The sequence below is a fragment of the Pirellula sp. SH-Sr6A genome (genome assembly GCF_001610875.1).
Lineage (GTDB): Bacteria > Planctomycetota > Planctomycetia > Pirellulales > Pirellulaceae > JBKCUI01.
Map to the genome: position 1 here is coordinate 3,963,307 of NZ_CP011272.1, position 15,993 is coordinate 3,979,299.

The 15,993-nt window shown below is 54.7% G+C and carries 13 protein-coding genes; 8 read left to right on the top strand and 5 right to left on the bottom strand.

The features are described 5' to 3' along the window. Positions 1 to 13: 13 nt before the first annotated feature. Together VN12_RS15140 and VN12_RS15145 are read right to left on the bottom strand one after the other, a co-directional pair. Positions 14 to 757 (bottom strand): hypothetical protein, encoded by a 744-nt coding sequence (locus tag VN12_RS15140; RefSeq protein ID WP_146677617.1) that lies wholly within the window; start codon positions 755 to 757, stop codon positions 14 to 16. 75 nt (positions 758 to 832) lie between these two features. Next, on the bottom strand, positions 833 to 1,603 hold the full coding sequence (locus VN12_RS15145; protein WP_168164438.1) for an MBL fold metallo-hydrolase: 771 nt from the start codon (positions 1,601 to 1,603) through the stop codon (positions 833 to 835). Positions 1,604 to 1,765: 162 nt separating this feature from the next. On the opposite strand from VN12_RS15145, the gene VN12_RS15150 reads away from it, so the two are divergent. Then, entirely contained in the window at positions 1,766 to 2,218 is a 453-nt protein-coding gene (locus VN12_RS15150) for a bis(5'-nucleosyl)-tetraphosphatase (RefSeq protein ID WP_168164439.1), read from the top strand. 71 nt (positions 2,219 to 2,289) lie between these two features. After that, positions 2,290 to 4,308 (top strand): FG-GAP repeat domain-containing protein, encoded by a 2,019-nt coding sequence (locus tag VN12_RS15155; RefSeq protein ID WP_240491161.1) that lies wholly within the window; start codon positions 2,290 to 2,292, stop codon positions 4,306 to 4,308. 591 nt (positions 4,309 to 4,899) lie between these two features. Here the strand turns inward: VN12_RS15155 and VN12_RS15160 are convergent. Both VN12_RS15160 and VN12_RS15165 read right to left on the bottom strand, forming a co-directional pair. Further along, positions 4,900 to 5,313 carry a GxxExxY protein gene (locus VN12_RS15160; protein WP_146677620.1) on the bottom strand — a complete coding sequence of 138 codons (414 nt, stop codon included), beginning with the start codon at positions 5,311 to 5,313 and terminating at the stop codon, positions 4,900 to 4,902. Positions 5,314 to 5,371: 58 nt separating this feature from the next. Continuing rightward, on the bottom strand, positions 5,372 to 6,373 hold the full coding sequence (locus VN12_RS15165) for a redoxin domain-containing protein (protein ID WP_146677621.1): 1,002 nt from the start codon (positions 6,371 to 6,373) through the stop codon (positions 5,372 to 5,374). 167 nt (positions 6,374 to 6,540) lie between these two features. Between VN12_RS15165 and VN12_RS15170 the strand changes: the two genes are divergently transcribed. The 3 genes from VN12_RS15170 (at position 6,541) to VN12_RS15180 (ending at position 12,100) form a co-directional block, all read left to right on the top strand. After that, positions 6,541 to 9,225 carry a PSD1 and planctomycete cytochrome C domain-containing protein gene (locus VN12_RS15170; protein ID WP_205855058.1) on the top strand — a complete coding sequence of 895 codons (2,685 nt, stop codon included), beginning with the start codon at positions 6,541 to 6,543 and terminating at the stop codon, positions 9,223 to 9,225. Next, positions 9,203 to 10,681, top strand: coding sequence for a DUF1501 domain-containing protein (locus VN12_RS15175; RefSeq protein ID WP_146677623.1), 1,479 nt, complete (start codon positions 9,203 to 9,205; stop codon positions 10,679 to 10,681). Before VN12_RS15170 ends, VN12_RS15175 begins: the two co-directional genes overlap by 23 nt. A 63-nt stretch (positions 10,682 to 10,744) precedes the next feature. After that, a complete protein-coding gene (locus tag VN12_RS15180) occupies positions 10,745 to 12,100 on the top strand; it encodes a hypothetical protein (RefSeq protein ID WP_146677624.1) in 1,356 nt (451 codons plus the stop codon). Positions 12,101 to 12,178: 78 nt separating this feature from the next. Here VN12_RS15180 and VN12_RS15185 read toward each other — a convergent pair whose 3' ends face one another. Then, positions 12,179 to 12,751, bottom strand: a complete 573-nt coding sequence (locus VN12_RS15185) for a DJ-1/PfpI family protein (protein WP_146679952.1) — start codon at positions 12,749 to 12,751, stop codon at positions 12,179 to 12,181. A 544-nt stretch (positions 12,752 to 13,295) separates the two neighbouring features. Here VN12_RS15185 and VN12_RS15190 point away from each other — a divergent pair. The 3 genes from VN12_RS15190 to VN12_RS15200 are packed head-to-tail and all read left to right on the top strand — an operon-like array spanning position 13,296 to position 15,988. Then, positions 13,296 to 14,375 (top strand): DUF1559 domain-containing protein, encoded by a 1,080-nt coding sequence (locus VN12_RS15190; protein ID WP_168164440.1) that lies wholly within the window; start codon positions 13,296 to 13,298, stop codon positions 14,373 to 14,375. Positions 14,376 to 14,429: 54 nt separating this feature from the next. Continuing rightward, positions 14,430 to 14,879: a carboxypeptidase regulatory-like domain-containing protein gene (locus tag VN12_RS15195; RefSeq protein ID WP_146677626.1), complete on the top strand. Its 450-nt coding sequence runs from the start codon at positions 14,430 to 14,432 to the stop codon at positions 14,877 to 14,879. After that, positions 14,876 to 15,988 carry a serine hydrolase domain-containing protein gene (locus tag VN12_RS15200; protein WP_146677627.1) on the top strand — a complete coding sequence of 371 codons (1,113 nt, stop codon included), beginning with the start codon at positions 14,876 to 14,878 and terminating at the stop codon, positions 15,986 to 15,988. The genes VN12_RS15195 and VN12_RS15200 overlap by 4 nt, the downstream gene beginning before the upstream one ends. The last annotated feature ends 5 nt before the right edge of the window (positions 15,989 to 15,993 follow it).

A 15,993-nucleotide genomic window follows, 5' to 3' on the forward strand; every position in this document is an offset into this window, starting at 1 on the left:
CCAGTCCGCCCATCTACCGGGCCGCGATGGCATTTTGAAGAGGTCTAAGGATATGGTCCACAACATAGTTGTCCATAAGATCCCGCATCAAACCCTCCAATCTGAACAATTCTTCAGAAAAGTTTTCGTCCGGAGCCAGGGACTCGAAACGACGGATCGTAATGTAAACGCTCAGCAACTCTTCGTTGTAATCCCCCGACTTGGTCTGATAAACCGTGGTGCGAGGCTCGAAATGGATTCGGGCATGGGTGCGGAAAGTGTCGTCAAGCGAAATCTGGATCGTAGGCTCGTAACTCATCAAAAGGGAACCAGGTCGATTGGCGATCGACTCCATTGCCAAGGGCAGACCGATGGTCTCGGCCAGCAACTGATTGTGGTTACCGCGATAACCGTAATCAAAGCCATACATCAACCCTATGGACTCGCAATCCAATTTACTGACCGACAGAAGGTAGGGAGCCAACTCCAAAATTTGTTGGTGCTGCTCCATCCCTTCTTCTAACGAGTTGGGATTGACCACTCCGCTACAAATGCGGCGCAGTTCCACAGACGCCCAGCGGTAGGCTCCGTGCGACTTATCCTCTTCGAGGATGAACTCCCCCTTCTCACGCTGGTAAAACCGCCCCATCTTGGGATAGCGTCGTTGCAACTGCTCAAAATAATGAAGCACCGATTCCCGAGAGCTGGGTAAATCCATCTCGGTATGAAGGTGAGTGTTGACGTAAAAATCGTCGCTCAAAGATGCATACGGATTCATGTTGCTGCGCTTTCAGTGGAATTACGTCAAAGATCGGATTGGGCAGGCCTTAGTATAGCGCTGGTTGCCTGCGAATCAAAGGCGTGCGAGATCAACAATCAATAAGTCCGAAGCTAGCAAGATCTGTTCCGGCGTTCGCTTGAGATTCTTTGCCGTCGCAGCGCCTAGTTCGATGGGATCCACGCCTGTCTCGAGAGGATTGAAATGGCTAAGCAGCAGCCTGCGAATCTTGGCGCGGGCTGCATTCTCCAGCACCGCGCTAGTCCAACTATGCCCCGTCCGGATTGCGAGCTCCCGATAGCGATCGGAGAAGTTGCACTCGTGAAGCAGCCACTCGACACCTTGGATATGCCCCCAATACTCCGCATCTTCGCGGCTGGTAGTGTCGGTAACATAGGCAAGCGAGGTGAAGTTCCAGTCCAATCGATACCCCACACTTCCGCCAGGATGCTGGAGGGGAAACCAAGCGACTCTCGTTTCGCCGACGGAGAATACATCTCCCAAGTCTTCCAATGCATGCCATTCGATGGGAGGCATCACCGGAAACAAATCCTCATGGAACAAGTGGCTGCACAGTGCTTCGATCTTCTTCCGCTGCGCATAGACATGGATGCGTTCCAGCGGCGTCGTTGGAAGCAAATCGAGCACGAACGTCAACCCGAACACATGATCGAGATGGGTGTGCGATAGCAGAATGTGAAGATCGGGTCTCGTGATCAACGGAGCGACCCGAAAAAAACCGCTTCCCGCGTCGAGAACCAAGTCGCATTCCGGGAGGGCGTAGCAACTGGTATGTCGAGTCTCGCTCGGGTGATAGCCTGCTGTACCGAGGCAGTGCAGTTTCATCCAGGCCACTCTCCGATCATCGTTAGCTAGCAGATATTCCATGCTGGGAATCCGACGCGCGATCGAAGTCCCTCTCGCGCGCTCATACCCTCCTCGTCGCCACCGGCGTATGATACCCGATTCCCCAAACTCCGGATTCCCCCCTTACTGCAAATGGTGTCGATGCGACCTTCGCTTTATTCCAGCGGCTTTCTTGTATTTCGCCGGGCCACCGAGCTTGAATTCCTGCTGATGAAGCATCCGAACCGCTGGGACTTGCCCAAAGGGCATCTCGATTTCGGCGAAACCAAACGGGAGGCCGCCTTGCGAGAGCTCTGGGAGGAGACGGGTATCCCCAACTCGCGCCTTTGGGTGGACCCGACTTTTGAATACCAGCAACGCTATTGGGTCCGATACCCAAAGGACCCCGCCCCTCGCTTCAAAGAACTGACGTTGTTTCTCGGATTCCTCACCGGAGATGTCGAACTGAAGCTAACGGAACACACGGGCTTCGAATGGCTCACCTGGAACCCACCCCACCGCATTCAGGCACAAACCATCGACCCGCTTTTGGATTCGGTCGCACTGCATCTTCAGGCTGCCAAAACATGGCCCAGCCTGGATGCGCAACGCTAGAATGCACATCGCCCAAGCGAATGGTGGCGCACTGTCCATCTCGAACCTCTCCCAGTCCACCCTTCAAAACCATGCGAATCCTTTTGGCAACACTCCCGGCCCGCTTCTTACGCGGAGCCGGTTACGCATCGATGGTCGCATACGTGGCAGCTAGCTGTCTCGTGTTCGCTCCCTGCGTCGCTCGCTCCCAGGAACTTCGGCCTCTGGCTTACAACCATCCAGGCCTGACCGTCGACCTGGGAGTCGGCCTTTGGGCTTGGCCTGTCCCCTGCGATGCCGACGGGGATGGCGATCTCGATTTGCTGGTATCCTGCCCCGACAAACCCTCGAACGGGGTCTGGTATTTCGAAAACAAACAGGGAGATACCTCGGTCCACAAACGACCTGTATTCGAACCAGCCAAACGCATCAGCGCCACCGTGCATTACGTGATGCCGAGCTATGTCGGGGATCAAGTTCGAGTTCTCTCCGCAGGCTGGGAATATCCTGAATTCCTGACAAAGGGGACGGACGTCAAAATCAAACTCCCCATCGATCCCAAATTCCATCAACCGCGTGGAGGACAAACAAAAGGCCCCAAGATTCGACACAACCAATGGCGTTATGTCGACTTCGATGGCGATGGCGCTCTGGACCTCTCGGTAGGGATCGAAGACTGGAGCTATTACGGCTGGGACGACGCCTACGATACCAACGGAAATTGGATCAACGGACCTCTCCACGGATGGATCTATATCTTTCGCAATGCAGGCACCGACCAAGTACCCGACTACGAAGAACCGTTCTTGATCGAAGCGGATGGGAAGCGACTTGATGTATTCGGTTGTCCTTCCCAGAACTTCGTCGACTTCGACTCCGATGGAGACTTGGACCTGCTTTGCGGGGAGTTCCTCGATCGGTTCACGTACTTCGAGAATGTCGGTTCCCGACAGCAACCCAAGTACGCTGCGGGCCAACGCATTACCACGCCGGAGGGAGCCCCCGTTGCGATGGATCTCGAAATGATCGTTCCCGTCGCAATCGATTGGGATCGGGACGGCGATGTAGACTTGATCGTAGGAGATGAAGACGGACGTGTGGCGATCGTCGAGAATGTTGGAATACAAAATGGTGCACCGAAGTTCTTGCAACCCGATTACTTCCAACAGAAAGCGGACACGCTCAAATGCGGTGCCCTCGCAACCCCGTTCCCCTTCGATTGGGATAGCGACGGTGATTTAGATATCCTCTGCGGGAACACGGCTGGCTATATCGATTTTTTTGAGAACGCCAGTCCGCGAGATGGAAAAGAGCTTGTATGGAACGCTCCGAAGCGACTGGAAGTCGATGGAAAGCCGTTTCGAGTGATGGCCGGCCCGAATGGATCGATTCAAGGACCGGCGGAAGCGAAATGGGGCTATACCACTTTGTCGGTTGCCGATTGGGACCACGATGGATTGGCCGACATTGTTTACAACTCCATTCTGGGACGCGTAGAATGGCTCAAAAACATAGGACAAAAAGGTGCGCCGAAGCTTGCGAAACCTCAGAGCATCGACGTGGAGTGGGAAGGGAAGCAACCTCCTCTGGCTTGGGGGTGGGTCCGTCCGCAAGGCAAAGCGATCCTCACCCAATGGCGAACGACACCGGTCGTATTTGATTTCAACGGAGATGGTCTGAGAGACTTGGCGATGCTGGATCAGCAGGGCTATCTCGCATACTTTGAACGCGCCAAATCGGGCGGGGTACTGACCCTGAAATCACCGAAGAGGAACTTCATCGATGCAGAGGGGCGGCCGCTGCAACTCAACGGTGGTACAGCGGGGAAGAGCGGACGGCGAAAACTTTGCGCGTCCGATTGGGACGGCGACGGAAAATTCGATTTGCTGCTCAACTCCTCCAATGCGGATCTGCTGGTGCAAGCGGAAAAGCGAAACGGGAAATGGGTGATGGAGCGAGTCGGAACGCTTGCGAAAAAGAATATCGAAGGTCACGACGTTAGCCCAAGCGTCGCAGACTTTGACGGCGATGGCATCCCTGAATTCTTAGGAGGGGCCGAGGATGGCCGCCTCTACTGGATGCAAAACCCTCGTTCGCTCAAGAACGATTAATCGATTGCTTGGCCGCAAACGGTTTAGCTACGTCGCAGGCGAACTAGCATATCGGCTCGTTAAGATACCGGCTCGCTAGCGCACCTTTCCCATGCTGAAAGTAAAGACTTGCCGGTCCCCTATTCGACGCCCCAGGCGGATACCTGCCAGCCCGGTCAGCTACCGAGCTTCTTTGGCTCCGGATGTTAGAACACTCGAGTGGCCTGTGGCAATGGGCATGAATCGAAGATCACCGCGTTTTCGAATGAACATGGATGCGCAGGATGAACAGGATGATGTTCAACAGTGCAAAATTGGACTGTCAGTCGTTTTTCCTGCAAAGCGATGATCACCTCTGTTATGGAACCGAACTTCAGATTTGACTGGCTTTGCAAATCCTGTGTATCCTGCTCATCCATGTTCATGCTGTCCGATGATCAAGCTGCAAATTGGTTAAGCTGGAATTCTTCTTGGATGCTACAGAGCTTTTGGGATCGGTGCAACGCATTGCATTGTAGTCCGCAACTCCGAGGCGATCGGAAGCGAAGATCACCGCGTTTTCGAATGAACATGGATGCGCAGGATGAACAGGATAATGTCTACCGGTGCAAACTATTGCTTGCTTCGCGTAAACCGTTTGTATTCCAGCTTTGGACTACCGAAGTTGATCAGCAAGCCAACCTCAATTCCTGTCGCTTTCAAGTAGTTGATGATTTGGGCTTGGTGCTCTGGAGCAATAGTTTTGACAGCCTTGAGCTCGACAATGACTTTGGCCTCGACGAATAGGTCCGCATAAAAGTCACCGACGATTTGGTTTCGAAAACGGACTTGGATGGGATGTTGACGTTGGACTGTCAGTCGTTTTTCCTGCAAAGCGATCGCGAGTGCTTTTTCGTAGACCGATTCCAGGAATCCAACACCCAACTCATTGATCACTTCGAATGCGCATCCGATGATCGCCTCTGTTATGGAACCGAACTTCAGATTTGACTGGCTTTGCAAATCCTGTGTATCCTGCTCATCCATGTTCATGCCGTCCGATGATCAAGCTGCAAATTGGTCATGCTGGGATTCTTCTAAGATGCTACAGAGCTTTCGGGATCGGTGCAGCGCATTGCAGTGTGGTGCGCAGCTCGGAGGCGATCGGAAGGGATGTGGTTGCATTGGCTGCCGGAAAGACTTGTACCGTTCTTCCTTGATCGACAATCGCCGCGCCACCCAATTGGAATCCATCCCCTGAAAGTCTTCCTACTCCATGTCCGCGAAGAATCGCCGCTTGAAAGCCTTTCCACCAAACTGCTGGTCCAAACAGCTGGGAAACCGTTCCTCGCTCTAACTGGTAGTGGCGATACAACACACAACCAGGATCCGAAATGTGAGTGGTGTCATGGAGCCCATGCGAGAGGAGCAACCGCTCACCTTCCTCGAGGGAGCTCATATGCACCACGACCGGCTCCAATCCCAACCCGCGGATTTCATTCAATCGAGTCGCCAAGACCGCCAATGTCTCGCGGCAGAAGGTGCAGCCTGCATGTCGAATGAAGACCAACAAGATCGGTTGATCGCGGGACAGCGAGTCGATCGATTTCCCATTGGACGATTGAGGGCGAGGAAGAATCGCGTCGGCCGCTTGTTCCAGACTACCTCGCGTCACGCTGGGAATGCGACTGGCTGGATCGCTGTGAATCTTGAACACACCATAAAGAATGGCGGCAAACGGCAACCACCAAATCAAATCATTTGTCAGAATCGTGGCACCCCACGACCAAGGCAACTCGCCTCGCAATGCGGCCCCTAAGAATCCAATCGGACCAAAAATCTTTCCAAGGAACCCGACCAAGACGATCGGCCAATGACGCAGCACATTGGATGAAGCGATCCAATAACCGATCCCATACACACCGACGATCATCCCCACCGCCTGCCAAATTCCAGGATGATTCAAACGAGCTACACCCGTCCAATCAAACAAATGGTGTGGAAACAGGATCACCCAAGTCCCCCAAACCAAATTGTAGATGGCCGCGGCGCGCAGTATCCATTGTGGCCATTGCCACTGCCGGGATCGGTCGCTTGTCGTGTCCATTCAACTGCTCTCTTTGGGTGTGGAGGAAGGAGTGCTCCCGCTCGAACCGCGTTCATCCGCGTGCGATTCACCGCGAGATAGACTATAGTAGAAGCGAGCGGTCGGCTAGCGCCGCGCCGTTTCCATCTCCCGCCTCGCTCTCCCACCCATCCCTCATGCGTCTCATCGTGCGTGCTGTACCCCTCCCGCTTGCCCTGATGGTCGCGAGCTTGTTGTCCGCTCCTCTACCTTTGGCTGAGGCGGTCGACTACGAGAAGGACGTAAAGGCCCTGTTCGCCGAACGGTGTTTTGCTTGCCATGGCGTTCTCAAACAAGAAGCCGGGCTTCGCCTCGACACAGCCGCCTTCATGAAGACCGGTGGAGACAGTGGACCAGCCATCACACCTGGAGCTTCCCATAGTAGCTTGGTATGGACTCGCGTCTCGTCCACGGACCCAGATCTCCGAATGCCTCCCGAAGGAGAGCCTTTAAAAGCGAACCAGATTGCGGCTATCGAGAAGTGGATCCAATCCGGTGCTCCCGCTCCGGAGCAGGAAGAGCCTGAACAGGATCCAGAACAGCATTGGTCCTTTCAAGCACCGGTGCGCCCCATGGTTCCGACCATCTCGCCCCCCACCGAAGAGACGCTACATCCCATCGACGCATTTTTGGCAGAGAAGCAGCAAATCGCTGGGGTTCAGTCCGTCAGCCCCCTCGACAGACGCCTGTGGCTTCGCCGAGTCTCACTCGATCTGACAGGTTTGCCACCCAGCGATGCCGACCAAAACGCTTTCCTCGAAGACCACTCCCCGGATGCGCGAGGCAAGGTCATTGATCGCTTGCTCGAAAGTCCTCAATACGGGGAACGCTGGGGACGCCATTGGATGGATATTTGGCGGTACAGCGATTGGTGGGGCCTCGGTGCAGAGGTGCGCAATTCGCAAAAACATATGTGGCATTGGCGCGATTGGATTATCGAGTCCCTGCAGCAGGACAAAGGCTATGACCAGATGATTCTGGAGATGCTCGCCGCCGACGAACTTTATCCCGAGGATGTGAGCCGATTGCGGGCAACAGGCTACTTAGCCCGCCAGTACTTCAAGTTCAACCGAACGACTTGGATGGACGAAACGATCGAACACACTTTCAAAGGAATGCTCGGTCTCACGGTCAACTGCTCCAAATGTCACGATCACAAGTACGATCCGATCACGCAACAGAACTACTACGAGTTGCGCGCGATCTTTGAACCTTACCAAGTCCGCATGGACATAATCGGGGATGAGACGGATCTTCAAAACAATGGGATCCCACGCGCCTTCGACTGCAATCTGGATGCCCCAACCTATCTTCATGTGCGAGGAGACGAACGGAACCCACAAACCGACCGACCGCTCGCACCCAATGTCCCCGGCTTTCTTTCTTCCACCGCTCCGTTCGAGGTTCGAACGGTCCAGCTACCTGTTCGCGCCGTGCATCCGGGTGTTCGGGATGAGGTCGCAGCAGCCTATCGCAAACAAGCGATCCGAAAGAAAGAAAATGCAACAGCTGCTGTCGAGGGAATGAATAAAGAGGGCGAAACGAAATCCCCCCTGGAGCGGGAGATCCTTCTTTTAAAGAAATCGATCGCCGATCAAGAACTGCAATCCATCGACCTTCGGCATACCGCGGATCGCCTTCGCTACCTGGCTGAGACAATGGATGGTTCCCCGGATCAAGTCCTAGCGGAAGCCGCTCGCTCGGTGACCCAGTTGGCCGTCTACCGGGCCGAGTTGGCTTGCAAAGAACTGGATTGGCAAACGTCCCAAGAATCCGACAATAAGAAAAAGGAAGAACTTCAGAAGAAGCAGGAGACGGCCAACAAACAGCTAGACGAAGCGAGGAAGAAGCACGAATCGCCAGGCACCGACTACCCGAGCTTGGTCGGATCCGAAAAGACCGCGGAGTCCAATATCGAAAGCGAGGAGTCCCGAAAGAAACCGTTTCCAAAACAATCGACCGGCCGCCGCTCGGCGCTGGCGCGATGGATCGCGAGCGACAAGAATCCGCTTACGGCGAGGGTGGCAGTCAATCACCTTTGGGCGAGGCACTTCGGTGCACCACTTGTTCCGACCGTTTTTGACTTTGGTCGCAAGGGATCGCCTCCAACGCACCCGGAGTTACTGGACTGGCTCGCGGTCGAATTCATGGAAAGCGGTTGGAGTATGAAGCACATGCACCGCCTCATGCTCACGTCCTCACTTTACGCGCGAACGTCATCTTCGAAGGGAGCGACCGAGGAGACATTGCGATCGGATCGCGAAAACCGATTGTATTGGCGAATGAATCCTATCCGGATGGAATCGCAGGTCCTTCGCGATAGTTTGCTCGCGCTCGCAGAGGAACTCGATATGCGAACGGGAGGACCCTCGGTTCCCGTGAGCGATGCGATGTCCAAACGACGGAGCCTCTACTACTTCCACTCGAAGAACGAGCATAACCAACTCCTATCGGTCTTCGACGATGCGAATGTACTGGACTGCTATCGACGGGCCACGTCCATCGTACCGCAGCAAGCTTTGGCACTGGAGAATAGCCAATTAGCCCAGGAATTAGCGATCAAGATTGCGCAGCGAATCGGGGCAACCTCCCCCAATTCCAATATTCCTGATGGCGATTTCGTGGTGCTCGCATTTCGCAAACTGCTGGGTTATGAACCCAACCCGCAAGAGATCGAACGTTCGATCCGTTTCTTGGAGTCCCTGCGGCAGGCAATGCCGGTGAATCAGGATGCTGCACCGGATGTGGCCTCCCAGAAAAGCGATCCGCTTCCTCCCCAAGCCGCCTTCCTTTTAGCGCTCCTCAATCACAATGACTTCATCACGATTCGATAATCGCCTCGTCGTCCCACAGGGGCGACGTGCCTTCCTATCCGATCTCGGGATGGGATTCACCGGTCTGGCGCTCGGAGCCATGTTAGCGGGCGAACGCACCGTGCATGGGGCTCTTTCCGATGGCGTTTGGGTCCCTCCCGATGGCAAACCACACTTTGCACCGAAAGCGAAAAGTGTCATTTGGCTCTTCATGAACGGCGGGGTATCCCACATGGAGTCGTTTGATCCGAAGCCCATGCTCACCCAGTATGCGGACAAAACGATCGGCGAAACACCTTTTGCGGATGTCCAGAATCCGGAAAAGCTCAAACTAGCCCGCGTCACCGTCATCAACGACGCGAACGGCCAACAGAGGAACAAGATCTATCCTCTGCAAGTCGGCTACAAGAAGTATGGAGAGTCAGGCATTGAATTGAGCGATTGGATACCGCACATCGGTAGCTGCGCCGACGATATTGCCTTTGTGAGATCGATGTGGACCACCGACGACAACCATGGCGCGCAAACGCAATTCCATTCCGGCAGGCATATGCTCGATGGAGAGTTTCCCACGTTGGGAGCTTGGGTCCATTACGGGCTGGGGACCCTCAATGAAAACCTTCCGCAATTTCTTTCGATGGGAACTCGCGAATACTGGAATGCCAGAGATGGTCATTACTTGGGCCCTGCGCATGATGCGATCCCCATCCGTGTTGATCCTGCCAATCCGCTTGACTACGGGACCAGTCATCGCGCGATGAAGGGAGACGCCCAGCGACTCGGATTCGACTTGGTGCGCGATCTCAACGAATTGCGGTCAGTCGAGTACCCCGACGATCCGGTTTTGGAGGCCAGGATCCGTTCCTACGAGTTAGCCTTTCGCATGCAAGCCTCGATACCCGAGACATTGCGATTCTCGGACGAGAGCGAATCGACCCTCAGCATGTACGGCATCGACGCGCCTGAGACCAAGGAGTTTGGGATGCAGATGTTGGCTTGCCGACGTTTCGTCGAGCGCGGCGTGCGGTTCATCCAAGTTCAACATGGCGGGGGCGGCGCGGGGGCTTGGGATGCCCATGGAGGGCTCAAATCCAATCACACGAAGAACTTTCAAGCGGTCGATAAGCCGATCGCCGGATTGCTCCAAGATCTCAAACAGCGAGGGCTACTCGAGAGCACCATGGTTGTCTTTGCAACCGAGTTCGGGCGCACACCTGGGACGCAAGGTTCCGATGGCCGAGACCACCACATCTATGGATTCTCCGTTTGGATGGCAGGGGGCGGGATTCGCGGTGGAGTCGTTCACGGGTCCACCGACGAGCTTGGGTTCCACGCCGTCGAGGACCGCCACTACGTAACCGACATTCACGCGACCATTCTCAAACAGCTAGGTTTGGATTCGAGAAAACTGGAGATCCCGGGACGGAAGCGATTGGACATCGATCACGGTGTCCCGATCGATGCTATTATTGCGTAGTTCATCGAGACGATTTAAGAAGTCTCACTACGTGCATGCAGATACCGCCTGACGAGTAAAGCTATGGAACGATCGTCGAATCGGAACGCCCCGGATTTGGAGACGCTTGGGATCGTGACAACTCCTTGGGGTGGTGCAGGAAAGAAATGGATTTTGCCCCCTCGCGATCTGGGACGATGGCGGCATCTCGGGTGGTTGGCATTCGTCCCTGGCTTGATTCTGCTTCCGTTTGTCTACAACATCTTTCGATTCTTCCAAGGGTTTGGGCTGCAGATCTTTGGCAATCCAAAGGGGAATGGTCCAGCCGGTTTGGTGGACTGGATTCCTCTCATTTTCGTGATTCCAATTGGGCTGGTATTCCTCGGGATTCTATGGCAGGTTCTTAAGGTTGTTTCAATCGGCGTTGGCGTTCTTTCGCAATCGACTCGAACCGAGATCGAGCTAGATGAAAAAGGTTTGGTCTGTCGCGAGGTCGTAGGCTGGAAGAAATTCCGACGCCAAGTGAAAGATCGCGAGACGCTGCGTTCCTTGGCAGTCGTAACCGGCGAAGAATGGGCCAAGCTGCGACGTCGGGTCTCGTCCGAAGGGGGAGCAACGGTCGTACCTCTCCCAGAGCATTTGCGATACATGTTGATTGCCAAAAGAAGCGACGCCGACATGTTTGTTGTTTCCTTTGCTTATTCCGCAGATATTCTTGGGGCATTAGCGCAGGACATGGAGCAACTATTGCGATTGGCTCCCGCTACCATCCGTGAGAAGGGTCTTGTGTCCATTGCTCCGATCTCGGAGGGTGGTGAAGACGATGACGACGAAGCTTGGTCATCGCTCGAGGCGGGCACTCTCCCCACAAAACCTGAAGACTCCAAGGTCTCGCTCGAAAAACGTGAGGACGGTCTTACGATCCAGATTCCCAGTCAAGGATTGTTGAAGGGGTCGAAAGGATTGTTTTTCTTTGCCATTCTCTGGACAGTATTCTCGACCTTTATGACCGTGATATTTGCGTTGGCGATGACCGGCGCGATACCTGGCAAAGTGGATGGCAGTCCCTTCATCGCGGTTTTGGTGATGAGCTTTTTCGAACTCATCGGCATCGTCATGCTGGTGGCATCGATTCACATGGGAACACGAACATCGACGATCGCGACCAGTTATGGAATGCTGTTTATTTCGACGACTTCCATCTTTGGGAAGAAAACTCGGCAATGGGAACGGGAGGGAATTTCTCGGATCGAGATTGCACCCAGCGGGATGTCCGTCAATGACCGAGCCGTCATGCAGCTAGCTGTCGTCGAGAAGGGGGAAAAAACGTTTGGGTGCCTTACGCAACTTAACGATGCGGAAATCGAATGGATCGCGTACGAACTCAATCAATCCTTGGAGCTTCTCCCGCCGCCGATTGCGACGCCACCTGTTTTGTAACGTACTGACGGAACTTGCAGGACGGACGCCCGATCAGCGGCTGCCATCGACAAGGTCTTCATGCGAATCGCGACAAATCTAGGCGGACTTTCCGCAAGCTCGATCGAGGGCTTGGATCCAAGGTCCGATGTAATAGCCGTGATCGTGGTAGGTACGGCCGCTGTACATGTGTTGATCGATAACACAAGGCTCATTGACGTAGATACCACCGCAGACTTCTAGATCGAATTTGCATTTGGCTACCGTCGCCATGCGAAGACCTTTTACGATTCCCGCGCGAGCAGGAATTTCGACTCCGTGGCAAACACTCGCGCACGGCTTCTTGTTCTCCCAGAACCAGCGAGTAATGCGGAGCAAGTCTTGATCTTCCCGTATGTATTCGGGAGCTCGGCCGCCGCTGAAGAAGATACCGACATACTCTTCGGGCTTGATGTCATGGAATGCGATGTCGGCTTGGATGGTATAGCCCTCCCATTCCTTGGTAATAGTCCAACCCGGTTTCACTTCGTGCATCACCATGTTGTAGAGTCGCTTTTCGGGAGCTGCGACGACGGGTTGGTACCCCCCTTCAATCAAACGGTAGTAAGGGTAGAGCGTGTCGACGGTTTCGGTTGCATCTCCGACGATGATCAATACTTTAGGTCGGTTCATATTTTGAGGAAATCCGAGAGAGGAAACGAGGGTGGAGGCAGCATCCCAATCGGAGGCGGCCACCGCGGACAGCGACGTCCCTGCGGTTTGCAGGAGGAAGCCTCGTCGGTCGATGGTCATACAAGAAAACTCTGTTGGGAGGAATCGAGTGGGTAAGTTTCCTAGCAGTATAGGTTTCCAAACAGTATAGCGGATCATTCCTCGCAGTCGCACCCAACGCGGTATCCCCTTGTCCCACTACCCTGTAGGATGATTCGCTCTCAGCGGAAGATCCTGCCCGTGATCCTTCCCGGGAACAGCCCTCGTTATGGAACGCCAATCCATCGCATTTACTGGCGAGCCGGTAGGCCTATAGGGAACGACCTATTCCGTAGCTGCGACGGAAGAGTTCCTAACCTTGTTTTTCCTCGAAAAGCAAATGCGATCGCCTTCGCCCGATCACATTTTTCTAAAAGCACTGACGATTGGAACGGGAACTGCCTTACCGATTGGTCGACGAATCGGTTTCTATCAGTCAAACGCTTTGGAAGAGGGAAGGTTAGTTATGAAGATTCGCATGCTGGTTCGCAAGGATGCTCATGCTGCGAGAAATGGTTGGAGTCGTGCACGCGGATTCACCCTGGTGGAGTTGCTCGTGGTGATTGCGATCATCGGCATTTTGGTAGGCCTGCTCTTGCCGGCCGTGCAAGCGGCTCGGGAAGCGGCCAGGCGGATGCAGTGCAGCAACAACCTCAAGCAATTATCGTTGTCGCTTCACAATTACGAGTCTTCGTACCGCCGGTTTCCGATCGGCTATACCGACAATTTCGCCAATAGCGGCACGCCGGCCGGGGTTCCTGGCGGCGATGGAGGATGGTCATGGATGTCGGCTGTCCTTTCCTTTATCGAGCAAGGAGCGTTGTACCAAACATTGGACTTGCGTTACGCCCCCTATGGAACGCCTGGAATCGTTTCCGACCCACAAGGCCGTAATAATGAAGCTTGCCGGACTCCCCTCGCTTCATTTCGCTGCCCTTCGGACCTGGCTCCTTTGACGCGTCCGATCAATGCCAATTCGCCCGGGGGGATCGATGCCATCGCGATCACCAGCTATTGCGGTTCGATGGGACCGTTCGACGGAGCGAATTGCGGCGTGGAGGCGGGCAATCGTATGGGCCCTGAAGCGAGAAATACCGGACTGCTCGTCGTGAATCGACCGCGGAGCATTGGTGAGATCACGGACGGAACATCCAACACGATTGCCATCGGCGAAGTGAGTTGGCGACCGTTAAACGCCGCAGGCCAAGGTTCCGATCGTCAATTCATTCTCGGCAATGTGATCACCACCGGTGCAGTGAATTGCAATAACAACGGTGCCGGAACCAACGGGGCATTCATCCACCTTCGTTCCACACGCAAAAAGCTCAATGGCCCCGTTGTAGGTGGGGATAAGCATCGATCGTTCCATAGCTATCACACGGGGGGAGCGAACTTTGCGTTGGGAGACGGCTCCGTCCGATTCATCAGCGAGAACATCCAACATACCAATACCAACTACACGGCAGCGACGCTAAACGGCCCTTACGGAACCTATCAGAGTCTGGCAGGAATCAACGATGGTCAAGTCATCTCGGAAGAGTTCTAGAGACGATTGGGATAGTGGGACTTTGTATACGAATTCAAACCAAGGAGCTTGGCAGTGCATCCCGTTGCAATGATGAATCGATCCACCTATTACGTCGCTGTGGCCCTTTGTTTTGCGATATGCACTGGCTGTAGCGATGGTGGCCCAGAGCTGGCTTCGGTGACAGGAGTTGTCACGATCGATGGTAGGCCAATACCGAATGCTGTGTTGACGTTCGTACCGGAGGAGGGGTCTCCTTCCTACGGTCAGACGAGCCGAGATGGGCACTATGCGCTGATGTTCACGGATACCAAACAAGGTGCCATGCTGGGGACGCACCAAGTGAGTATTGAGATGCAACGCATTTCCAAGGAAGAAATGGCGGAGATGAAGGCGCAAGGCATGGAGGTGCCAGACAAGTCGGTGGATATTCCGAAAGCCTATAGGCAGCCAGGTGCATTGACAGCCGAGGTGAAGCGAGGTAGCAATGCTATCGACTTTCACCTTGAGGCTAAAACAAAATGAATCGCCGAGTCTTCCTCTCTCAAACGATCGCCGCCGCGTCGGTAGGAGCTGCCATGTCCTCATCCACGTTCGGAAGCGAAATCTCTTGGCAAAACGTCGTCGAGCCCTTGCGCGATGCCGTCGCACGTGGGCAAGTTCGAGCGGCGGCGTTTTATGGCCGATTGGGAGGAGCCGTTTATGGCGAATCATTCGGGGAGGCAACGGACCAGCACGCTTCCTTTTTGCTCGGTTCGATTTCCAAGCCGATCGCAATCGCGGCAGTGATGTCGCTTTACGACGATCGGGCGATCGGGTTGAACGATCCGGTCAGCAAATTCCTCCCCGAGTTTCGAGGTGAAGGGCGCGACTCCGTTACGATTCAGCACCTCCTCACCCACGTATCGGGGCTGCCCGATCAAGTTCCCGAGAATGCGGAGTTGCGACGAGGGCACGCGCCCTTGAGTCGATTTGTCGCGGCAGCGCTCCAGTTAAAACCCGCGTTCAAACCGGGGACATCGTACGAATACTCGAGCATGGGCATTCTCTTGGCTTGCGAGATCGCCCAGCGTCTCTCCGGGAAGACGATCGATCGCTTGGTCTCGGAAAAGGTGACCAAGCCTTTGGGGATGTCCGATTCGTCTCTGGGCGTTTCAGGGTTGAGACCGGAGCAACTGGTTTCGGTTCAAACCGAATTCGGTGCTCCCGAAGCAGGCGGTGGCTCAGCCGAATCCAAAAGCTGGGATTGGAACAGTCCATTTTGGAGGCAACTCGGAGCGCCATGGGGAGGAATGCACAGTTCCGCTCAAGATGTCGGCAAATTCCTGGAGACTTTTTTGCGGCACGACGGGAAGATTTTGAAGCCGCAGACGAGCCGTCTCATGGTTAAGAATTTCAACCTCAACGGATTGCCCACTCGGGGATTGGGCTTGGACGTCGGGTTGGAAGAGTTGAAAGTAGCCGGAATGGAGCGCGCTTTTGGGCATACAGGGTCGACAGGCACCATTGGGTGGGCGGATCCAGCACACGATCGCATTTGCGTCGTTCTCACGTCTCTCCCTGCGCGCGCCCTAGAAGTCCATCCGAGGTTGTTGGTCACGGAGCGTTTCTGCGGTCTTGCGCAGAGCAACTAACAGCG